General features: G+C 71.0%; 22 protein-coding genes and 1 pseudogene. 15 read left to right on the forward strand and 8 right to left on the reverse strand.

Going from position 1 to position 19,696, the window contains the following annotated elements:
- Positions 1–77: 77 nt before the first annotated feature.
- Positions 78–1,970 carry a diguanylate cyclase CdgB gene (cdgB, locus tag IEY79_RS26235; protein ID WP_189110070.1) on the reverse strand — a complete coding sequence of 631 codons (1,893 nt, stop codon included), beginning with the start codon at positions 1,968–1,970 and terminating at the stop codon, positions 78–80.
- Positions 1,971–2,397: 427 nt separating this feature from the next.
- Between cdgB and IEY79_RS26240 the strand changes: the two genes are divergently transcribed.
- The gene (locus tag IEY79_RS26240; protein ID WP_373292629.1) at positions 2,398–3,000 is read left to right on the forward strand and encodes a flavin reductase family protein; all 603 of its coding nucleotides are present in this window, start codon (positions 2,398–2,400) and stop codon (positions 2,998–3,000) included.
- Positions 3,001–3,033: 33 nt separating this feature from the next.
- On the opposite strand, the gene arfB is transcribed toward IEY79_RS26240, so the two are convergent.
- A complete protein-coding gene (gene arfB / locus IEY79_RS26245) occupies positions 3,034–3,465 on the reverse strand; it encodes an alternative ribosome rescue aminoacyl-tRNA hydrolase ArfB (protein WP_189110071.1) in 432 nt (143 codons plus the stop codon).
- Between the two features lie 146 nt (positions 3,466–3,611).
- On the opposite strand from arfB, the gene IEY79_RS26250 reads away from it, so the two are divergent.
- Complete coding sequence (locus IEY79_RS26250; RefSeq protein ID WP_189110072.1) at positions 3,612–4,187, forward strand: TerD family protein; 576 nt, start codon at positions 3,612–3,614, stop codon at positions 4,185–4,187.
- 190 nt (positions 4,188–4,377) lie between these two features.
- Here the strand turns inward: IEY79_RS26250 and IEY79_RS26255 are convergent, their stop codons facing one another.
- Positions 4,378–5,856, reverse strand: coding sequence for a M1 family metallopeptidase (locus IEY79_RS26255; RefSeq protein ID WP_189110073.1), 1,479 nt, complete (start codon positions 5,854–5,856; stop codon positions 4,378–4,380).
- Positions 5,857–5,936: 80 nt separating this feature from the next.
- Here IEY79_RS26255 and IEY79_RS26260 point away from each other — a divergent pair, with 80 nt between their 5' ends.
- The gene (locus IEY79_RS26260) at positions 5,937–6,434 is read left to right on the forward strand and encodes a hypothetical protein (RefSeq protein ID WP_189110074.1); all 498 of its coding nucleotides are present in this window, start codon (positions 5,937–5,939) and stop codon (positions 6,432–6,434) included.
- A 335-nt stretch (positions 6,435–6,769) separates the two neighbouring features.
- On the opposite strand, the gene IEY79_RS26265 is transcribed toward IEY79_RS26260, so the two are convergent.
- Complete coding sequence (locus IEY79_RS26265) at positions 6,770–7,387, reverse strand: GOLPH3/VPS74 family protein (RefSeq protein WP_189110075.1); 618 nt, start codon at positions 7,385–7,387, stop codon at positions 6,770–6,772.
- Positions 7,388–7,584: 197 nt separating this feature from the next.
- The gene (locus tag IEY79_RS26270) at positions 7,585–8,304 is read right to left on the reverse strand and encodes a pentapeptide repeat-containing protein (RefSeq protein WP_189110076.1); all 720 of its coding nucleotides are present in this window, start codon (positions 8,302–8,304) and stop codon (positions 7,585–7,587) included.
- A 135-nt stretch (positions 8,305–8,439) separates the two neighbouring features.
- Between IEY79_RS26270 and IEY79_RS26275 the strand changes: the two genes are divergently transcribed.
- Together IEY79_RS26275 and IEY79_RS26280 are read left to right on the forward strand one after the other, a co-directional pair.
- Positions 8,440–9,606, forward strand: a complete 1,167-nt coding sequence (locus IEY79_RS26275) for an NAD(P)-binding protein (RefSeq protein ID WP_189110103.1) — start codon at positions 8,440–8,442, stop codon at positions 9,604–9,606.
- 86 nt (positions 9,607–9,692) lie between these two features.
- On the forward strand, positions 9,693–10,712 hold the full coding sequence (locus IEY79_RS26280) for a zinc-binding dehydrogenase (RefSeq protein WP_189110077.1): 1,020 nt from the start codon (positions 9,693–9,695) through the stop codon (positions 10,710–10,712).
- Positions 10,713–10,828: 116 nt separating this feature from the next.
- Here IEY79_RS26280 and IEY79_RS26285 read toward each other — a convergent pair whose 3' ends face one another.
- The 3 genes from IEY79_RS26285 to IEY79_RS26295 form a co-directional block, all read right to left on the reverse strand.
- Positions 10,829–11,323: a hypothetical protein gene (locus tag IEY79_RS26285; protein ID WP_229701126.1), complete on the reverse strand. Its 495-nt coding sequence runs from the start codon at positions 11,321–11,323 to the stop codon at positions 10,829–10,831.
- 86 nt (positions 11,324–11,409) lie between these two features.
- On the reverse strand, positions 11,410–11,889 hold the full coding sequence (locus tag IEY79_RS26290; RefSeq protein WP_189110078.1) for a GNAT family N-acetyltransferase: 480 nt from the start codon (positions 11,887–11,889) through the stop codon (positions 11,410–11,412).
- Positions 11,890–11,913: 24 nt separating this feature from the next.
- Entirely contained in the window at positions 11,914–12,813 is a 900-nt protein-coding gene (locus tag IEY79_RS26295; RefSeq protein ID WP_189110079.1) for an aminoglycoside phosphotransferase family protein, read from the reverse strand.
- 108 nt (positions 12,814–12,921) lie between these two features.
- On the opposite strand from IEY79_RS26295, the pseudogene IEY79_RS26300 reads away from it, so the two are divergent.
- From IEY79_RS26300 to IEY79_RS26340, 10 genes and pseudogenes are all read left to right on the forward strand, one after another.
- Positions 12,922–14,307 (forward strand): annotated as a pseudogene (locus IEY79_RS26300) (NAD(P)/FAD-dependent oxidoreductase); the annotation flags it as partial.
- Between the two features lie 377 nt (positions 14,308–14,684).
- A complete protein-coding gene (locus tag IEY79_RS26305) occupies positions 14,685–15,587 on the forward strand; it encodes a DUF6907 domain-containing protein (RefSeq protein ID WP_189110080.1) in 903 nt (300 codons plus the stop codon).
- Positions 15,575–16,000 (forward strand): DUF6907 domain-containing protein, encoded by a 426-nt coding sequence (locus IEY79_RS26310; protein ID WP_229701127.1) that lies wholly within the window; start codon positions 15,575–15,577, stop codon positions 15,998–16,000. Before IEY79_RS26305 ends, IEY79_RS26310 begins: the two co-directional genes overlap by 13 nt.
- Positions 15,997–16,185 carry a hypothetical protein gene (locus IEY79_RS26315; RefSeq protein WP_189110081.1) on the forward strand — a complete coding sequence of 63 codons (189 nt, stop codon included), beginning with the start codon at positions 15,997–15,999 and terminating at the stop codon, positions 16,183–16,185. The genes IEY79_RS26310 and IEY79_RS26315 overlap by 4 nt, the downstream gene beginning before the upstream one ends.
- The gene (locus IEY79_RS37520; protein WP_229701128.1) at positions 16,182–16,502 is read left to right on the forward strand and encodes a hypothetical protein; all 321 of its coding nucleotides are present in this window, start codon (positions 16,182–16,184) and stop codon (positions 16,500–16,502) included. The genes IEY79_RS26315 and IEY79_RS37520 overlap by 4 nt, the downstream gene beginning before the upstream one ends.
- A complete protein-coding gene (locus IEY79_RS26320) occupies positions 16,499–16,813 on the forward strand; it encodes an HNH endonuclease (RefSeq protein WP_229701129.1) in 315 nt (104 codons plus the stop codon). The genes IEY79_RS37520 and IEY79_RS26320 overlap by 4 nt, the downstream gene beginning before the upstream one ends.
- 426 nt (positions 16,814–17,239) lie before the next feature.
- Positions 17,240–17,506, forward strand: coding sequence for a hypothetical protein (locus IEY79_RS26325; protein ID WP_189110083.1), 267 nt, complete (start codon positions 17,240–17,242; stop codon positions 17,504–17,506).
- The gene (locus IEY79_RS26330) at positions 17,506–17,898 is read left to right on the forward strand and encodes a DUF6907 domain-containing protein (RefSeq protein ID WP_189110084.1); all 393 of its coding nucleotides are present in this window, start codon (positions 17,506–17,508) and stop codon (positions 17,896–17,898) included. The genes IEY79_RS26325 and IEY79_RS26330 overlap by 1 nt, the downstream gene beginning before the upstream one ends.
- A 749-nt stretch (positions 17,899–18,647) precedes the next feature.
- Positions 18,648–19,337, forward strand: a complete 690-nt coding sequence (locus IEY79_RS26335; RefSeq protein WP_229701130.1) for a DUF5753 domain-containing protein — start codon at positions 18,648–18,650, stop codon at positions 19,335–19,337.
- The gene (locus tag IEY79_RS26340; protein WP_308426694.1) at positions 19,334–19,486 is read left to right on the forward strand and encodes a DUF397 domain-containing protein; all 153 of its coding nucleotides are present in this window, start codon (positions 19,334–19,336) and stop codon (positions 19,484–19,486) included. The genes IEY79_RS26335 and IEY79_RS26340 overlap by 4 nt, the downstream gene beginning before the upstream one ends.
- The last annotated feature ends 210 nt before the right edge of the window (positions 19,487–19,696 follow it).

Here is a 19,696-nt window from a genome sequence, read left to right on the forward strand (position 1 = left end):
ATCGGTGGACAGCGGTGAACCGCCGTACAGAGAGATAGGACACGGCGGGTCCCGGCGCCCCCGATACAGCAACGACGTTATCCCGCCCGGCGGTGGACCTTGCTCCGCGAGCGCTTCTCGATGTACATCCGCTGGTCCGCGGATTGGAGCACTTCCTCGACCGTCATGCCGCAACTGGCCCAGCCGATACCGAAGCTGGCGCCCACCCGGACCGCCCTGCCGTCCACCCTGATCGGCGGAATGATCGCGTTCCGCAGCCGAACCGCCAGGTCAGCGGCGTCGGTCGCGCCGAGGCCGTCGGCGAGGACGACGAATTCGTCACCGCCGAGGCGCGCGACGGTGTCGCCGTCCCGCACGCCGGTGTTCAGCCTGCGGGCGACTTCGATGAGGACGGCGTCGCCGGTGTTATGGCCGAAACGGTCATTGATCGACTTGAAACCGTCCAGGTCGCAGAAGAGGACGGCGAGGCCCTTGCTCCCGTCGTCGGGGTCGGCGCCCGGCGCGACGGTGTGCACGTGGTGGTCGAGCGGCGCGACTCCGGAGGACGGGTCGTAGCCGTCTCCGTGGAAGGGGCGCTCGCCGGAGGGCTCCGTGCCGTACGGCTCGTAGGGCTCGTACGGCTCATAGCCTTCGTAGCCCTCGACCGCGCCGCCGTAGCCCGCGCCGCCGGGAGGCGGGCCGTAGCCGGCGGCGGGCACGGGCGCGTAGGAGGCGCCGCTGGTCCCGTTGTAGGCCCCCTGTCCGGAGCCGTAGGGGACGACGCCTCCGTAGGAGGCTTCGTCGTAGCCGCCGTTGCCGGCCCCGGCGTTGGGGTCGTACTCGGCCTCGTATCCGCCGAACGCCTTGTCCACGGCCTGCACCGCCGTCTCCCGCACCGCGACCGCGTTGGGCCGCTCGCAGAGACGGGCACTGAGACGGGCGCGCAGCTCGGCACTGTTGGGCAGGCCGGTCAGGGAGTCGTGCGAGGCGCGGTGCGCCAGCTGGAGCTCGTTGCGCTTGCGCTCCTCTATGTCCTCGACATGGGTGAGGAGGAAGCGGGGGCCGTCGGTGGTGTCGGCGACGACGGAGTTGCGCAGCGACACCCACACGTAGCTGTTGTCCCGCCGCGCCAGCCGCAGTTCGGCGCGGCCGCCCTCGGCTGACGTACGGAGCAGGGTGCCGATGTCCTCGGGGTGGACGAGGTCGGAGAAGGAGTAGCGGCGGATCGCGGAGGCGGAGCGGCCCAGCAGCCGGCACAGCGCGTCGTTCGTCCGCAGCAGCCTGCCGTGCTGGTCCCCGCCCATCTCGGCGATGGCCATACCGCTGGGCGCGTACTCGAACGCCTGCCGGAAGGACTCCTCGCTGGCACGCAGCGCCTGCTGCTCGCGCTCCAGCCGGACCAGCGCGCGCTGCATGTTTGCTCTGAGGCGGGCGTTGCCTATCGCAATGGCGGCCTGGGAGGCGTACATCTGGAGCGCTTCGCGCCCCCAGGGGCCCGGACGGCGCCCGCCGCGCGGCCGGTCGACGGATATGACCCCGAGCAGCTCGCGTCCGCCCCCAGAGGCGTACATGGGGGCGTAGAGGCGGTCCTGGGGGTGCCACTCGTCCTCGAAGCGCGGGTCGGGTCCCTCGGTGTACCACTGGGGGACGTCGTCCTCCAGCAGGATCCAGCCCTCGGTGTGGGGGATGTACCGCAGCTCGCCCCAGCTCTCGCCCATGCTGAGCCGGCGTTCCCAGGAGGCGCGCGCGCCGACCCTGCCGGTGATCAGCGCTTCGGCGGACGCGTTGCCGGAGAAGGCGGCGACGACCAGGTCACCGTCGGGCTGTACGAGATTGACGCAGGCCAGCTCGTAGCCCAGACCCTTGACTATGCCGTCGGCAACCGTCTGCAGGGTGTCGGCCAGGCTGCGCGCGGTGTTGAGCTCGCCGACAACTTCATGCAGCTGCCGCAGGGTCGCAAGGCGGACGTACGGCTCCGACTCGGTCTCCATCGTTCGCTCTCCCCGAGACCTCGACAGCAACTCCAGAATTCTCATCGGCTCGCTTGATGCGGTATCCCGGCCACTGAATCACAGCGAGCTGTGCACTCGGTACACAGGGTCAACAATTCCTGGTCCCTGTGAGTCAAGTCACACGAGGGGAGGGAGAGTTGGGTGGGGGCGTGGGAGCGCTCCAGAGCTTTCGTGAACGCAAATATCGAGGTGGGAGTCATGGTAGGAGTCGTACGGCGGCGTCCGCGACGGGGGCGCGTGGGGGTGCGGGCCGGGGGCGCGCCGGGGGGCGCATCGAGGGCGCACACAGTGGCCCGCGGGGGCCGTGACACTCGCCGGCCGTCCCTGGACCGAGGGCACGACCTAGGTCCTGGCTCGTCCTGTGGCCCGATGCGGGTATGCCACCGCCGGGGCTAGCGTGGATGACGTGCTGCAGAAGACAACCGCCCCCCGTACCGAGGCCGTCCCTCCCGAGGCCGTCCCCCCTGAGGCCGAGGCCGTCCCGCATCCTGAGGGTGTGAGTAATGACGAGTTCCGTGCCGCGCTCTCCCGGCTGGCCGCCGGGGTGGTGCTGGTGACCGCGTACGACCCGGACGACGGCCCGAACGGCGCGGACGCGGGGATGACGGCCACCGCCTTCATGTCGGTGTCCCTGGACCCGCCTCTGGTGGTGGTGAGCCTGCGGACCGGCTCCCGGATGGACGACCTGCTGGACGAGCAGCCGATGTGGGCGGCGTCGATGCTCTCCGAGAACCAGGTCCAGATCGCCGGCCGCTTCTCCATGAAGGGCCGGATCAGCGACCGGCTGCTCTTCGAGGACGTGTCCCACCGGCGTGGCGAGGTCAGTGGCGCGCCGCTGATCGACGGCGCGCTGACGGTGCTGGAGTGCCGTACGGAACAGCGGATCGTGACGGGCGACCACACGCTGGTCGTGGGCCGGGTGCTGACGGCGTCGGTGCCTGGCGGCACCGGGGACGCGGGCCCGCTGACGTACTTCCGGGGAAAATACCGGCAGTTGGGGAAGAGCTGAGCGGGCCCCGCGGCTCCGGCCGCCGCGGGTTTCCTAGGACCAATCCCGGCCGTTGCGCCCGCGCTTCGTCTCCGCGCGCTGCTTCTTCTGCCGAAGCCTGCGTTCGTTGATGCCGCGCGGGATCTTCGTGGCCCGGCGCGGACGGGGCGGCGGCGCCGTCGCCTCCGCCAGGAGCGAGGCCATCCGGACCAGCGCCGTCTCGCGATTGCGCCACTGTGAACGGTGTTCGGACGCCCGTACGGTCACCACACCGCCCACGAGCCGGCTCCCGAGGCGCTCCAGCGCCCGCTCCTTCCACACCGGAGGCAGGGCCTCCGTCTTGCCGAGGTCGAAGCGCAGCTCCACCTGCGAGTCGCTGGTGTTGACATGCTGCCCGCCCGGTCCCGAGGAGCGCGAGAAACGCCACATGAGCTCGGCCTCCGGAAGGGAGACGGAGCCGCGGATGACGTGCGGGGAACCGGACATGTGTCCATGGTCCCGTGTCCGCACAGACAAATCAAAGGCGTTAAGGAACCTCTGAGTCCTCTGTCTGCGTTATGCGGGGTGACGGTAGCTTCGGAGCCGATCGAAGCCCGCACCAGAGCTCGTAGACAACGAAAGGGACCATCCCCATGGCTGTAAGCCTGTCCAAGGGCGGCAACGTCTCGCTCACCAAGGAGGCACCGGGCCTGACAGCCGTCACGGTCGGCCTCGGCTGGGACGTCCGCTCCACCACCGGTACGGACTTCGACCTCGACGCCTCGGCGATCGCGGTCAACGCCACCGGAAAGGTCGTCTCCGACAGTCACTTCGTCTTCTTCAACAACAAGTCGACGCCGGACCAGACCATCGTCCACACCGGTGACAACCGCACCGGCGAGGGCGCGGGCGACGACGAGGCGATCAACGTCAACCTGGCGGGTCTGCCCGCCGACGTCGACAAGATCGTCTTCCCCGTCTCGATCTACGACGCGGAGACCCGCAGCCAGAACTTCGGCCAGGTCCGCAACGCGTACATCCGCATCGTCAACCAGGCCGGCGGCGCCGAGATCGCGCGCTACGACCTGAGTGAGGACGCCGCCACCGAGACCGCGATGGTCTTCGGTGAGCTGTACCGCAACGGCGCCGAGTGGAAGTTCCGCGCGGTCGGCCAGGGTTACGCCTCCGGCCTGTCGGGCATCGCCACGGACTTCGGCGTCAACCTCTGAGTGACCGACGTCCCGGTCGCCGACAGCCCGGTTCCTGACCGGGTGACTCCGCCGGCCGAGTGAGTGCGAAGGGCCTCCGGCCGCGGCCGGGGGCCTTTGGCGTGCCCGACCGGTGCCCGACCCGGGCGCGGCGGTGCGGGACCGTGCGCGTCGGTCGGTGCGGGACCGTGCGGCGGCGACGCGCGGTGCCTCAGACGGCCGGACGCGGCGGTTTCCCCGAGCCGTACAGCCAGGTGTCCCAGAGGGGCGTCAGATCGCGGTCCGTCCGCTTCTGCGCGAAGGCGGTGAAGTCGGCGGTGGACGCGTTGCCGTGCCGGTACGCCCGCGCCCAGCCGCGCAGGAGCGCGAAGAACTCCTCGTCGCCGACCGCCCGCCGGAGCTGATGCAGCACCATCGCGCCGCGCCCGTAGACCGGCCGCCCCAGGAGCTGGGCGGCGTTCGGCGGTCTGGCCGGGGGGAAGCCCCAGTTCTCCGGGTCGTCGTAGGCCCGGTCGAAGCTGCTCTTCGCCGGGACGCCGTTCATGTCCTCGGCCCAGAGCCACTCGGCGTACTCGGCGAAGCCCTCGTTGAGCCACATGTCCCGCCACGACTTGGGGGTCACCGAGTTGCCGAACCACTGGTGGGCCAGCTCGTGGACGAGGATCTCGACGCCGCTGGGGCCGGGCAGGAAGGGCCTGTTCTGGGTCTCCAGGTTGTAGTCGGCGTCGCCGGGCCGCCCGATGATCACGCCCGTGGCGGAGAACGGATACGGGCCGAAGGTCCTCTCGCCCCACTTCATGACCGCCGGGATCCGCTTGACCAGACCGTCGCCGGAAGCGGCCACTTGCGGATCGACGGCGGTGTGGACCTGGATCCCGGCCGGGCCCGGCGTCCGCGTCCGGGAGGTCTTGGTCCGGTACGGGCCGACGGCGACCGTCGCGAGATAGCTCGCCATCGGTTCGGCGCAGTGCCAGCTGAAGGCGGTACGGCCGCCGGCTGTCCGCACCCTTGTCAACTCACCGTTGGAGATGGCCTGTTGGCCCTTGGGCACGGTGACCTTGATGTCGTACGCCGCCTTGTCGCTCGGATGGTGGTTGCCGGGGAACCAGGCCATCGAACCCCTCGGCTGGCCCAGCGCGACGGAACGCTTCCCGTCCCGGAGCCAGCCCTCCCGCACCCGATCGCTGTCGAGCATGACTCGGGGGACACCGGAGTAGCGGACGACCGTACGGAAGGTGGCGTCGCGTCCGATGGCCGCGTGCGGCACCAGCGTCAGCTCGGCCTCCGCGCGCCGGACCCGGGCCGGCTCGCCGTCGACGGTCACCCGGCCGACGGTCAGACCGGCGAGGTCGAGATTGAACGAGCTGAGCCGTTGTCTCGCACGGGCGGTGATCCGGGTGGTGGCGTCGAGGCGGCCGGTGGCGGGGGTGTAGTCGAGAGTCAGGCCGTAGTGGGTGACGTCGTAACCGCCGTTGCCGAGCCCGGGGAAGTACGGGTCGCCGACTCCGGCGGCGCCCGGAGTGGCGGGAGCGGGCGGGGCGGCCGGTTCGCTCTGTCCCTCGCAGGCCGTGAGTCCGCCGAGGACCGGGACGAGGATCAGGAGGGCGGCGGCGAGAGGGGCCGAGGCGGTACGGGGCGGGCGTCGCGCGGCTGGGCTCTGCGGCCGGCGCGGGCTCTGGTCCTGGTGCACGCGGTGATCGTAGGCCGCACCCGCCCCACTCCCCGGCGGGCGGAAACTCGTCCGCGCGGCGCCGTGACACCATCGGGCGCGTGCTTGACATCGGCTACTCCCTCTCCCGTCGCTTCCCCGACCCTCCGCAGACCGACTACCGCAACGCCGACGTCCGCGCCCTGCGGCACGATCTCTTCTGCGGGGACGTGTATCTGGCCGACACCAAGGCCGACCGCGAGGTGTCCACCGGCTGGGGATGGGTGCCGGTGCTCGACTTCGCGTGGGCGCTGTGCGACATCGTGGAGCAGCTGGACCGCGACCCGCGCGGCAGCCGCTCGGCCCACAGGCAGTACGCCGAGCTGGACTTCACCGAGTCGACGGACCGGCTGCTCTTCGAGCGGCGGTTCGGCTGGGTGGACGTGACCGCCGACTGGATGCCGGCCGACGAGGCGCCGCTGACCTTCGGCCACCGGCTGCTGCGCCGCGAGGCGCGCGACTTCCTCAACGATCTGCTGGCCGATCTCGGCGACATGCACGAGGGGCTGATGGACAACCCGATGATCTGGGACGTCCAGGCCCGCTTCCCCCGCGTCTGACCGCCCTTTCCCATTCCGACCTGCTACGACGTGGTCCGACATCGCCTCATGTGCAGCGAGATGGGCGGATCCTCGCGCCCCTGTCGGACGTTTTCGGATTGGCAGGAGTACAACCAACGAAGCCGGGCAGACGCACTTCTGCCGGGACGCCACCAGGAACCGGACGCCAGGTTCACCCCCCACATGGCTGAGCCCCCGGAGCACATTGAAGACCCCGACCCACCCCCCACGGTCGGGGTCTTCCGCCCCCTCCGCCGAGGTGGAGTCACTCGCCTCGGCGGAGGCGCCGTCACGCACCCCGGCGGAGACGGGCGCAGACGGGCGGAGAAGCGCCGTCATTCGCCTCGCCAGATGTTGTCGAAGGCCGCCTGCTCGATGGAGCGCCGCTGCCGCTCGGCTTCCAGGTCCCTCAGCGCGTTGTGGACGGCGGCCAGGACAGCCGCCGCCGGCTCGTCCGCCGCGGCGAGGGGATCGGGGAGGTCTTCGAGCTGCCGGCCGCCGATCCCGACGGCCGTGGCGAGCGAGGCGAGGACCGGATCGTCCGACGTCCGGCGGTCGAGTGCCTCGCGGCGGGCGGGGGTGTCGGTCACCACGAGGCGGCTGGTCCCGAAGGGGATCCAACGTGACCGGCGTCGCTGGGTGATCTGCCCCTCCGACCTGAGAGCGCTGAGATGGACGGCCGCCAGGTCGCGGCCTCTGCGCCACAGCCACTCCTCGACCGTCTCGTACGGTGCCTGCCGGATGACCGTGGACGACGCCTCGTTCAACAGACGGTCGCCGACCACCCGTTCCCCGCCCGGCACGATGCGGTCGTCCTCCAGCGTCACGGCTCCCGCGTTCAGGAGGTCGATCAGCTCGGCTCCCGCGAGCGCGAGCGACAGATCGCCTTCCCCCGGAGGGCGGCTTGCCGACAGCTCCAGAGTGGTGATCAACAGGTCCCGTGCTGTGGTCATCAACGGCTCCACGTCGGGTGCGCGGCCGCCGTCCGCGACTACGCGACTGGATGGCTGCGTGCCTGGTCAGCGCCCCCGTCGGCACGCACACACACCACCACCCACCTCCTTCCACCGTACGGATCGGGGGCCACACCCGCATCCCGCGCGGGCCCGTGGGCTCCCGGCACCGCCCCCGCCGCTCCCGCCCGGCGCGCTCAGCCGCCCGGCGCGTCCTCCACCCGTACGCCGATCTGCGCCGCGAACGCCGGTGCCAGATCGAGCAGCTGCGACGTACTGATCACCGCGCCCGCCAGCCGGTCGAACCCGCGCGCGATGCCCAGCTCGGCGACGGTCCGCAGGTCGACGTTCTTCATCCGTACGCCGCTGAGGTCCGCGTCCTTCAGGACACAGTCACGGAACTCGACGCGCTCCAACTCCGCTCCCCCGAAGTCCGGTTCTGCCAGGACACAGCCCTCGAACACCACGTCCTTCAGCCTCGCCTTCCGCAGATTCAGATAGTCGATCTTGCCGCCCCTGATCAGCACCCGCTCGAACACCGAGCCGTGCAACTGCACCCCGCCCAGCCGCGCGTCCACCACCTCGACATCGCGCAGCGACGCTCCCCCGAGGTCCGTGCCCACCCCCCGGACGCTCTCCAGGACGCAGTCGATGAAGCGGGCCCGGCCCAGATCCGTCCGGTCGAGGCCGCATTCGCGCAGCGCGCAGTCGATGAACCGCGCCCCCGGGCCCTCCTGGTCCGCCAGATCCAGTCCGCCGAACTCCTGCCCGTCGTACTCCCCGTCGGGCTCCAGCTCTCCTCCGTAGGGCACCAGTGGTGGCAGCCGGACCTCCGGCCGCCGCGCCGACAGCACACTCCCGCCGGCCGTTCCCGTCCTGGTCGATCCCGTCTTCCCTGCCGCTGTCCTCCGAGCCATGGCCCCATCGTGACGCACACCACTGACAACGCCCCCGAACACGGCCCCGGCGCTGTCACAAACGCGCCCGCCGTTCCGTCAGTTACAGGGAGAGCTCTGCACATGGAGACCGTGAACGAGCGAAGGGCACGAGCCATGGACCACATCACCGTCGTCGGCGGCGGCTTCGCCGGACTGACCGCGGCCATCTCGGCGGCCGAGTCGGGCGCCAGAGTGACCGTCTTCGAGGCGCACCACACCTTCGGCGGGCGGGCCCGCACCTCCGAGGGACCGTACCGCGCCAACGAAGGCCCGCACGTCTTCTACCATCGCGGCCCCCACTGGGCCTGGCTCCGGCAGCGCGATCTCCTCGGTCCGATGGCGCGCGTACCGGCCCTCGAAGGCGCCCGTCTCCGCTTCCACCGCGACGGCGCCCTCCGCAAGGCGCCGCCCTTCGGGCTGCTCAAGGCGAGCCGCAGCAGAGCCGAACGGGCGCCCGTGGACCTCGACTTCCACACCTGGGCCACCGAGCGCCACGGCCACGACGCGGCCGTGGCCGCCGCCCGTTACGCCGCCGTCGCGCTCTTCCACCACGACCCGGGCTCGCTCTCCGCCGCCTTCGTCCAGGAGCGGCTCCGGCGCGCCGCCACCATCCCGCCGGAGGCACACGTCGCCGTCGGCGGCTGGAGCCAGGTCATCGACCGGATGCTCGGGCGCGCCTGGAATCTGGGCGTACGCATCGAGACCGTCGCCCGCGTCGACACCCTTCCCGAGGACGGGCCGGTGATCGTCGCGACGTCGCTCGACTCCGCCCGGCGCCTGCTCGGTGACGACAGCCTGCGGTGGGACAGCGGGCGCACCGCACTGCTGGACCTCGCGCTGACCACGCGCAAGGGCGACCCTTTCGTCATCTGCGATCTCGACGCGCCCGGCTGGCTGGAGCGCTTCACGGCCGCGGACCCCTCACTCGCACCGGCCGGTGAGCAACTGCTCCAGGGGCAGTTCCCGGTCGGTCCCGGCGAGTCCTCGGCCGTGGGCATCGCGCGCGCCGAGGCCCTGCTCGACCTCGGCTTCCCCGACTGGCGCGAACGGGCCGTGTGGCGGCGCCAGTCGCTCGCCGCGGGCCGTACGGGAGCGGTCGACCGGCCCGGCACCACCTGGCGCGACCGGCCGCGCATCGACCGGGGCGACGGTGTGTTTCTCGTCGGCGACCAGGTCGCCGCGCCGGGCGTGCTGTCCGAGGTGTCGTTCAACAGCGCGATCGAGGCCGCCTCGCTCGCGATGCGCAGGGTCGACTCCGTACGGCTCCGCCACTCCGCTTGACCTCAAGTCCGCTTGAGGTCGGAGGCTGGCTTCCGTACACAGCACCGCACCGGGACACGCGCACCGGCACCACGAGGGAGCCAGCCATGCACGCCATCCGCCTCCACGCCTTCGGGCCCGCCGAGAACCTTCGCCACGAGCGGACCGACGACCCTGTCCCCGGCCCCGGCCAGGTCCGGATCGCCATCGCCGCGGCCGGGGTCCACCTCCTCGACACCGCGCTGCGCGAGGGCATGTGGGGGCCGTACGCCGCGCCTGTCGAGCTGCCCACCATCCCCGGCCGCGAGGTGGCGGGCACGGTCGACGGGCTCGGCGAGGGCACGGACCCGGGCTGGCTCGGCAAACGGGTGGTCACCCATCTGGGCATGGTCCCCGGCGGTTACGCGGAACTCGCCGTCGCCGACGCCGCCCGGCTCCACGAGATCCCCGGCAACCTCGACGCCGCCGAGGCCGTGGCCATGATCGGCACCGGCCGCACCACCATGGGCATCCTCCAGTTCACCGGCCTCGGCCCGGAAGACGTCGCGATCGTCCCCGCCGCCGCGGGAGGCATCGGCACACTCCTCGTCCAGTACGCGAAGAACGCGGGCGCCACCGTCATCGGCCTCGCCGGCGGCCCCGCCAAGGTCGCGCGGGTCGGCGAGAACGGCGCCGACCTCGCCGCCGACTACACACTGCCCGACTGGCCCGAGACGGTCCGCGCGCACCTCGCCGGACGCCACGCCACCGTCGTCTTCGACTCCGTGGGCGGCGACACCGCGCGCGCCGCGGTCGACCTCCTCGGCAAGGGCGGCAAGCACATCGTCTTCGGGTGGTCCGGGGAGGGCCTGCACGACGGCGAGCCGCTGAGCTACTCGGAGGAGGAGCAGGCGGCGCGGGGCATCACCTCCGAGGGCGTCCTCGGCCCGGTGATGATCCAGAAGGCGGGCGGCGACGTACGCGCACTGGAGACCGCCGCCCTGGCCGAGGCCGCGGCCGGCCGCCTCCGCCCCGCGGTACAGCGCTTCCCGCTCGCCGACGCGGCCGCGGCTCACCGCGCGCTGGAGACGCGCGCGACGATGGGCAAGGTCGTCCTGGAACCGCCGCTCGACCGGTCCGGCGCCTGAGGACGAACGGGCCGGCGACGGGCGGGAACCGGGGAGCGATCAGACCGCGGGCACGCGGTCGGGTGGCGGGACGCGGTCGGCTGGCGGGACGCGGTCGGCCGAGCCCGGACCGGACCTCAGCCCGACGCCGGGCCGGGCGCCGCCAGCCGCTCGGCCAGCCGGTCGAGACCCCCCTTGATCAGCTGTCCGTATCCGTCGTCCCCCAGCGTCCCCACCGCGTCCAGCCCCCGCGCCAGATGCTCCCGGGCCAGATCCACCTCACCCAGCCGCCGGTACACATCGCCCAGATTCAGATGCAGCGACGGGTAGAACGCGGCGACCGGGCTCGTCACCCCCGCACGCCGCGCCCGCTCGTCCGAGACCAGGTCCGCGGCCTCCAACGCCCTCAGGTCCCAGACCAGTTCCTCCCGCGGATCGTCCTGGACATCGGCCATGGAGTGGGCCAGCGCGCATATGTGGAACGGGTCGCCGTCCGCGCCCAGCCGGTCCCAGACACCGGTGAACACCCCCCGGGCGGCTTCCCGTTCACCACGCTGCCCCAGCTCCATGCCCCGGCCGATCTCCGCCATCAACAGATCGGGTTGTTGGATCGTCTCGGTCGGCTCGGACATGGGTCCCCCCAGGGAAATCGGCGTCATCCGCACTCGTCACCGAGAGTAAAGGCACCCACTGACAATCACGTTCGACGAGCCCCGCCTCACGCGCCGGCCGCGCCCAGCTTCGCCAACTCCCCGTCCGTCAGCCGGAACACCGTCCACCCGTCCTGCGGCCGGGCCCCCAGCGCCCGGTAGAAGGCGATCGACGGCTCGTTCCAGTCCAGCACCGACCACTCCAGCCGCTCGTACCCGCGCTCCACGCAGATCCGCGCGAGCTCGGTCAGCAGCGCCTTCCCGTGCCCGCCGCCGCGCAGCTCCGGACGGACGTACAGGTCCTCCAGATAGATGCCGTGCACCCCGCGCCACGTCGAGAAGTTCAGGAACCAGAGCGCGAACCCCGCCACCGCGCCCTCGTCCGTCTCCGCGATGTGCGCGTACGCGGCGGGCCGCTCCCCGAACAGCGCCTCCCGCAACTGCGCCTCGGTCGCCCGCGCCTCGTCCAGGGCCTTCTCGTATGCCGCCAGTTCACGGATCATCGTGTGGATCACCGGAACGTCAGCGGCCGTCGCCGTACGAATCATGACCGCAGCCTGCCCTCTCGGGGGCTACCGCGCCAGCAGCGTCCGCCCCATGACCGCCCACATCGGTCCCAACGTCCGCCCGCCCCCGCGGATGTCCCACAGACAGTTCTGGAGGACCCGGCCCAGCGACCACGCCCGTGCGCGCTCCCGGTCCAGCCCCATGACCTCCGTCATCAGGTCGAACCTCCAAAGAATGTCGCCCTCGTCGAACCGGTTGGCGATCGCGGGCAGCAGCTCGAACCCCGGGTCGCCGCCCAGCGGCTTCGGGTCGATCGCCAGCCACGGCTCCCGGACCTCGCCCCCGGGCTCCGGCAGCGGCGCCAGCACGTTCTCGAAGTGCAGATCCCAGTGCAGCAGCCGGTCCCCCGGCTCGCCGACCACCTCACGTACGGCCGCCGCACAGTCCTGGAGCAGCCGCCGCTCCCCTCCGTCGGCGAGCAGGCGCACCGTCTCGGGCGCCTCGTCGAGCATCGCCCCCGCGATCTCCCCCAGTCCGCGCAGCCCGGACGGCGCGGGCCGCGCGGTCAACCGGGCCAGCAGTTCCGCGACGACCCGGACCCCGTCCCGTACGTCGACGGCGCTCAAGTCCCGTGCCGCGTCCAGCCGCTCCAGCAGCAGCGTGCCCGACTCCTCGTCGTACTCCAGCAGCCGCACCGCGCCGTCGCCGTCCCACGCCCGCAGCGCGATCGGCTCACCGGCCGTCTCCTCGTCGAGGCTCTGGAGCTTCAGCACCGCCGGCGTACCGTCCGCCCGCTCCACCGGCAGCACGAGCGCGCACATGCCGTGCATCGCCGAGCCCGTACGCCGAAGCTCCCACCTTCCAAGGAAGTCCTCCGCACGCGCCGGGAGCGCGGCGATGAACGCACGCCCCCGCGCACCGAGAAGCCTCGACTGCGTCCGCACCAATTCCGCCGGGATCTCCACCGCACCGAGCCTACGAGCGCACCCCCGAAACCTCGACCGCGTTTCCGCGCCGCTCCCCCGGCCACCCGCCCTGGACACCGGCGCGGAACGAGGTGTACGAACACCCCCATGAGCAGCACCATCAACGGCGGCATCTCCTTCTGGTACGCCCAGGACGGCATACCGGCGCCCCGCGAACCCCTCACGGGGGACGCCACCGCGGACGTGTGCGTCGTCGGCGGCGGCTTCACCGGCCTGTGGACGGCCTACTACCTGAAGAAGGCCGTGCCCTTCCTCAACATCACCGTCCTGGAAGGCAAGTTCTGCGGATACGGCGCCTCCGGCCGCAACGGAGGCTGGCTCTACAACGGCGTCGCGGGCCGCGACTCCTACGCCCGCACCCACGGCCACGACGCGGCCGTCCGCCTCCAGCAGGCCATGAACGCCACCGTGGACGAGGTCGTACGCGTCGCCGCCGAAGAGACCATCGACGCCGACATCCACCAGGGCGGCGTCCTCGAAGTCGCGTACACCCCGGCCCAGCTCGCGAGGCTCAGGGACTTCCACACCACCGAGACCGACTTCGGCGAGACCGACCGCGTCCTGCGCGGGGCGCGCGAGACCGCGGAGCGCGTACGGGTCACCGGAGCCGTCGGCTCCACCTGGACCCCGCACGGCGCCCGGCTCCACCCGGTCAAACTCCTCAAGGGCCTCGCCAGGGCCGTCGAAGCGCTCGGCGTCACCATCCACGAGTCGACGCCCGTCACCGAGATCAAGCCCAAACACGCCATCACCCCGTACGGCACGGTCCGCGCGCCCTACATCCTGCGCTGCACCGAGGGCTTCACCGCCAACCTCAAGGGCCATCGCCGCTCCTGGCTCCCCATGAACTCCTCGATGATCGCCACCGAACCGCTGTCCCCCGAGATCTGGGACACGATCGGCTGGGAAGGCCGCGAGACCCTCGGCGACATGGCCCACGCCTACATGTACGCCCAGCGCACCGCCGACGACCGCATCGCCATCGGCGGCCGGGGCGTCCCCTACCGCTACGGCTCCCGCACCGACAACGACGGCCGCACCCAGCCCGCCACCATCACGGCCCTGCGCGACATCCTGGTCCGCCTCTTCCCCACCACCGCGGGCGCCCGCGTCGACCACGCCTGGTCCGGCGTCCTCGGCGTCCCCCGCGACTGGTGCGCCACGGTCGCCCTCGACCGCGCCACGGGCCTCGGCTGGGCGGGCGGCTACGTCGGCTCGGGCGTCGCCACGGCCAACCTCGCGGCCCGCACCCTGCGCGACCTGATCCAGCAGGACTCCGGCCAGGGCGGCCCCACGGACCTCACGACCCTGCCGTGGGTCAACCACAAGGTCCGCAAATGGGAACCGGAACCCCTGCGCTGGCTGGGAGTCCACGCCCTCTACGCGGCCTACCGCACGGCGGACCGCCAGGAGTCCACGTCCCACACCCCCACCACCCCCCGCCTGGCCCGCGCGGCCAACCGCGTCTCGGGGACCGCCACTGACACCCACGAACAGCGAAAAGCCCAGGTCATGGCAGCTGACCTGGGCTTCGTTGAGCCCCCTGTCGGATTCGAACCGACGACCTACGCATTACAAGGTCTCTCAACTCGATTTCATGACCTGCGGGTTGGTCTCATGTGTGCCCTGACCTGCATTTTTGGTGTTGGGTGGCATCGATTGGTATCGGCCCGTATCGATGATCCATACGTACAGAATCCGTACTGGAACTTTCGCGACGGTGTTGCACGATAGCGACAGTCGCGCCTATGGTGGTGCCACGGCCACCCCAGAACGGGGAACGGCCCAACCCGGTGTTGACGCACCGGGAAGGGCCTGGGCCGAACCTCCTACGCAAGAGGAGATTGACCGTGAAGAACACGGTACAGAAGCAGGTCAAGCCGTCCACCACCCCCGAGGCCATCTGGGACTCGTGGCAGTCCATGAAGGTCGGCACCGTCGCCTCCACCCCCGTCGCCGAGCTGATGCGCCTGCTGGGCGTGCGCTTGGTCGAGGTTGAGCCGGGAGAGCTGGCGTCCAAGGGGCTCAAGGCGTGGGTCGACGGCCGCGTCGGTGACGCCGAGATCCAGATCGAGCGCACCCTGCCGCAGGCCGAGCGTGAGCCGCTGATCCGCCGGGTGCTGTACCGGCTGGACCTGAGTCAGCAGACGTTCTCCGAGGAGGCAGGCGAGCCGGACCGTCTTCGTCCCGCCCTGGTGGGTGGGCACCTCATCCACATCCCGTGCCCGGCCTGGTGCTCCCTCGACCACGCGCGCTCGGACGAAGGCGCGCTCGACGAGGTGTACCACCACTCGGGCGCGAACGACGCGACCCTGTACGCCCCGTCGATGGAGCAGGAGCCCCGCTTCTACAACTCGGCGAACATCTACTCGGAGCCGTTCGTCCCCGAGGCCGCGAGGCGGGAAGCGCACATCGTCGTGGATGACGAGGTCGAGGAGCTCCACATGAGCCCCGCGACGGCCGCCGAGTTCGCCGAGAACATGGTGGTCTACGCCGCGGACATCCTGCGCCTGGCCCGCCGCATCTCCAAGGAGCAGCTGCCGGTCGAGCGTCTGCACTTCGCCATCGACAAGGCCGAGGAGCCCGCCTCCGTCGAGTTCAACGGCTGGACGCCCGAGAAGGCCGCCTCCACCCTGGCGTTCCACATGGCGTCCGTCTACATGGACCGCGCCATCGAGCTGTCGGACGACCCGGAGGGTACGGGCCGCACGCTGAGGCGCCTGGCGAACACCGACGGGTCGTGGACCGCGTGAGTGGCGACGAGAGGCCCCTGGTGGCCCCCGCGCCGCGCCGCAACCCGGACGGCAGCGTCACCGTCCCCACCCTGGACGCGGGTGACGTGCGGCTCTCCTGCCCGCCCTGGTGCGTGTTCCAGCACGGCTACGTCGACCCGCCCGCGAAGACGGACATCGTCCACCGCGGCGAGCCGGTGTGGGCCCTGGCGGACGTGCCCGAGCACGGGCCGGTGAGCATGGTTGAGGTCGGGCTGGTGCAGTGGCCGTACAGCGACCGCGCCGACGTGTACCTGGAAATCACGACGGACGACGGCCAGTTGGAGTGCGGCCCCGCCGGCTCCCGCGCGGTCGCCGCCGCTCTCCAGCAGCACGCCGGTCACATCCTCGCGATGGTCGGCCAGCTCGAAGAGATCCGGGGGGCCGGCCGATGAGTACCGCCATCGTGTCCCGCCCCACGGAGCGGGCCGCGCTCAGCAGCCCGGCCCGTCCCCTGCCGCCCGTCTCCCGCGTCGCCGATCTCCTGATCGTGGCGCGTGCGACCGGCGACCGGTACGGGGCCCGGCACTTCTCCTCGATGCTCGACCGCCTGCTTGGTCTCGGATCGGAGGCGTCATGAGCGCGCGCTACCCGATCCTCATTGCCGGGCGTTCCGTCGACTTCCCGGATCTGTTCGGCGGCATCTCCTCGGACGTCCTCTTCAGGTTGGAGGAGCAGCGCGGCGAGATGGACGACGCCAGCGACTACATCGAGCAGCTGCTCGTGACCCTCGCGGAATGGCGGGTGTGCCTGCTGGACGGCTCCCGCACGGACGCCGGCGAGTACCGGCGCTGCCTGGACAAGGTCCGGGAGGCGTGGCTCCAGTACAGCTTCCGGTGGGTCGGTGGTCCGTCGCTGCCGTACCCGTTCGACCTTCCCGCCGGGACACCACAGTGAGCCCGAGCAAGCGCCGCAACCGGCAGGGGCGGGGCAACGCGAAGCGTCGGCGGGAGCTGCGCGGCCTGGTCGCCGAGCGGGACGGGCTGCACTGCCACTACTGCCGGGTGCCGCTCGCCGCGGACCTGTCCGACTCGACGCTCGACCACTACATCCCGTGGGCGCTGTGGAGGGTGAACCTGCTCTGCAATCTGGTGCTCGCCTGCGAGCCGTGCAACGCCCGTAAGGACGACGCTCTGCCGGTCGTGTTCGTGTGGCTGCTGCTCCGTGCGGCGGCCGTCGAGCCGGGCCGGTTCGAGGTCGCCGCGTAGGCCGGGAAGTCGCCTGCGTGCATCGCAAATGCCCCCTCGCCCGGGGGCCTCGAAACCGCAGGTCGAAATCCTAATTAAGACGGGTCCGTGGGGGGGCTCGCGGGGGCCGTGAAACCGCACGTCGAATCCCAAAAGCCCCCCGCTTCGGAGGGTCCTCACGGGCCGCATCGCCGCAGCGCCCAGTCCTAATACCCCCCTGTCGTCGGGACCCGTTCGCGGGTGCTGGACGGCAGGTCGCAACCCAAGTGTTCCGCCCCCTCGAACCCCTTGGGCGTAAAGGCTTCCGAGCCCTTTACCCCCAAGGGTTCCAGGGCCCCGCACAACCCGCTTCCCGCACGGTCGGGAAGCGGTCGCCGGTAACGCCGCGCGGGCCCCGGGACCGCACCCCGGAGCCCGCCTGCGGCCCACACCTGGAGAGGCAGAACCATGAGCATTCTTACCCACCACGAAGCGCGGGTGACGCCGGCGCTCACCACCATCCCGGCCCCGCCTGTCGACCGCTACGCGCCCGGCACCCCGTGGAGCACGCACACCTGGACGGACGACGCCTACTGGGGCGACTCGTGCTCGTTCTGCGCCGTCTGCGACGCCGTCTCGTTCAAGGGCGAGGCGCACCAGGTGTGCCCCGGCCGGGTCGTCGAGTTCAACCCCCTGTCCCGCGCGCTGCTCGTGAAGCCGAAGGAGAACGTCTGATGCGCACGTACACCGGACCCACGCTCGCCGGCGGGGAGTCCACCATCGAGTGCCCCGACTGGTGCGTGACGGATCACGCGTACTGGGAGGACACGGCTGACGACTGCTTCCACAAGGGCGAGGTGCTGGAGGTCGAGCCGCCGCGGGATAGGGCGGAGCCCGCTCGCCTGGTGCATCCGCCGCTGGCCGCGAACCTGATGCTTCACTCGACGGCCAAGGAGCCGGCCGCCGCGTGCGTGTGGCTGGCGGTCAGCGAGTCCGTCGCGGACCGCGTCGAGTTGAACGTGGCGGGCGTCGACAAGCTGCTTGCCGAGGTCGACCGGTTCCGTGCTGGCCTGGTCGAGCAGCGGGAGCTCTTGGCCGCGATCGACGCCGAGCGTCGCAGGGCCTGACGACCCGGCGGGCACCCGGCGCAAGCCCGGCAGGACCCCGGCAGAGGGTCGGCGAACACCCGGCGGGATTGGGTGTGGACCGCGATCCCCGCCGGGGTCCTGCCGAGTGTCTGTGCCACCCGGACGGCCGGGTGGACAGCGGTTGGACATGGGAGGGTTTGCCCCGGACTGGGGGGCGGACAAGCGATCTTCCCACCCGGACGCGACCCGGACAGTGTCCACCCTCTGTCCGGGTGCCCGTCCGCCCGATTTGCCCCGTCTTGGGGGCCGTCTCATGCCCGTCTCACCCCCGTCTTGACCCCGTCTCAGGCCCGTCTAGTCGGTGTCCCACCCAAGATCGCGAGACGGGTACAAGACGGGGCAAAGACGCCCCCAAGACGGGGGTGAGACGGGTGCTAGACGGGTGGTCGCGGCTGCTACCGCGCAGGTCGCCGCTGCTATGTCACCTGCTATCGAGGTGGTCACACAAGATCGGTTAGCACCCCGGTAGCACCCCTCATAGCACCCCACTTTGCCCCACTGACACACACTTCGCCCGATTGACGGTTGATCAAGTGTCAGAGGGGTGTCAGAACCGGTGTCAGCCGGGATCTGACACCCCGTTTCTCTTAGGTCAGGCGCGTGCGTGCGCGGGCTGACACCGGTCCTGACACCCGCGAGGTGTCAGCCCAATTCGATCATCCACTGTGACCCACCCCACACAAGGAGTAGCGTTGCCCGCCCATGAAGGCACAACCGGAGGAGAACCGGTGAAGCCCAACCGCAAGGAAGCCGCAGAGATCCTGCGCGGCGCCCGCGACCCATCCAAGGCGGGGCTCTGGCGGGCATCGCCCGACGAGTCCCAGGCGGACCACATCGAACGCCTCGTCAGACTGGAGACGGCCGCCGACCAGATCCAGGCATGGAGCCCGCTCCTCATGCCCGGCATGCTCCAGAGCTACCAGTACGCCGTAGCCGCCATCAGCACCACGGCGCCGGCCCTGCCCATAGAGGACGTCGCGGACCGCGCGGACAAACGCCAGCAGCGCATCAACGCCCTGGGCTTCGCGTCCGACCGGCGGGCCTGGTTCATCGTCAGCGAGCAGGCGATCAGGTGCCCGATCGGCGGCTTCGCGGTCCTCGTCGAGCAGCTGGAGCACCTGCTGAACGTCGTGGCCCTGCGGCCGTCCGTCACGGTGCAGGTCCTGCCCGCGTCAACACCGGGGCACCCCGGGCTCACCGGAGGATTCACCACGTACCGGATCGGCTCGCAGCGGGCCGTGTTCTCCGAGACGCTGACGGGATCGGTCATCACAAACCGGCCGTCGGACATCGCGGCCTACGCTGCGGCATACGATCATCTGCAAGCCAGTGCGCTGCCGGTGGCGGCGTCACTGGAGATGATCGACACGGCGAGGAGAACGCTGTGCACCGAGGAGAGCAACATCTGGTCTGGGTGAAGTCCACCTACACGGACTCCGGTTCGTGTGTCGAGTGGGCCCGCCCCGAGGGTGCCGTACTGGTCCGGGACTCCAAGCGTCCGCAAGGCGCGCGGATACCCGTACAGCCGGCCGCCTGGTCCGCACTGGTCGACTGGGTCAAGGAGTAGAGCAGGAAGCCCCGCCGCAGGAGAATTGCGGCGGGGCTTCTGCATGTCCGGACGTCTCCATCATGCCCGAGGACGGGGCGCGCGTACCTGCGTGCAGTTCAGGAGCGGAGTCCATCCACTCGTGTTCGGGTCGACGGACTCTGTCACCTGCGACAGGAAGTTGCCGGGGATCGCCACTACAGCCTCCGTCCCGCACTGAGCGCCGTGGTG

The organism is Streptomyces camponoticapitis (assembly GCF_014646115.1).
Lineage (GTDB): Bacteria > Actinomycetota > Actinomycetes > Streptomycetales > Streptomycetaceae > Streptomyces > Streptomyces camponoticapitis.

Bases quoted from the DNA above. Each gene is read 5' to 3' on its own strand.
- IEY79_RS26250 (WP_189110072.1), top strand. From the start codon at position 3,612: ATGGCTGTAAGCCTGTCCAAGGGCGGCAACGTCTCGCTCACCAAGGAG.
- IEY79_RS26270 (WP_189110076.1), bottom strand. From the start codon at position 8,304: ATGGCTCGGAGGACAGCGGCAGGGAAGACGGGATCGACCAGGACGGGA.
- IEY79_RS26330 (WP_189110084.1), top strand. From the start codon at position 17,506: ATGCGCACGTACACCGGACCCACGCTCGCCGGCGGGGAGTCCACCATC.
- IEY79_RS26325 (WP_189110083.1), top strand. From the start codon at position 17,240: ATGAGCATTCTTACCCACCACGAAGCGCGGGTGACGCCGGCGCTCACC.
- arfB (WP_189110071.1), bottom strand. From the start codon at position 3,465: ATGTCCGGTTCCCCGCACGTCATCCGCGGCTCCGTCTCCCTTCCGGAG.
- IEY79_RS37520 (WP_229701128.1), top strand. From the start codon at position 16,182: ATGAGCGCGCGCTACCCGATCCTCATTGCCGGGCGTTCCGTCGACTTC.
- IEY79_RS26265 (WP_189110075.1), bottom strand. From the start codon at position 7,387: ATGACCACAGCACGGGACCTGTTGATCACCACTCTGGAGCTGTCGGCA.
- IEY79_RS26275 (WP_189110103.1), top strand. From the start codon at position 8,440: ATGGACCACATCACCGTCGTCGGCGGCGGCTTCGCCGGACTGACCGCG.
- cdgB (WP_189110070.1), bottom strand. From the start codon at position 1,970: ATGGAGACCGAGTCGGAGCCGTACGTCCGCCTTGCGACCCTGCGGCAG.
- IEY79_RS26285 (WP_229701126.1), bottom strand. From the start codon at position 11,323: ATGTCCGAGCCGACCGAGACGATCCAACAACCCGATCTGTTGATGGCG.
- IEY79_RS26290 (WP_189110078.1), bottom strand. From the start codon at position 11,889: ATGATTCGTACGGCGACGGCCGCTGACGTTCCGGTGATCCACACGATG.
- IEY79_RS26315 (WP_189110081.1), top strand. From the start codon at position 15,997: ATGAGTACCGCCATCGTGTCCCGCCCCACGGAGCGGGCCGCGCTCAGC.
- IEY79_RS26280 (WP_189110077.1), top strand. From the start codon at position 9,693: ATGCACGCCATCCGCCTCCACGCCTTCGGGCCCGCCGAGAACCTTCGC.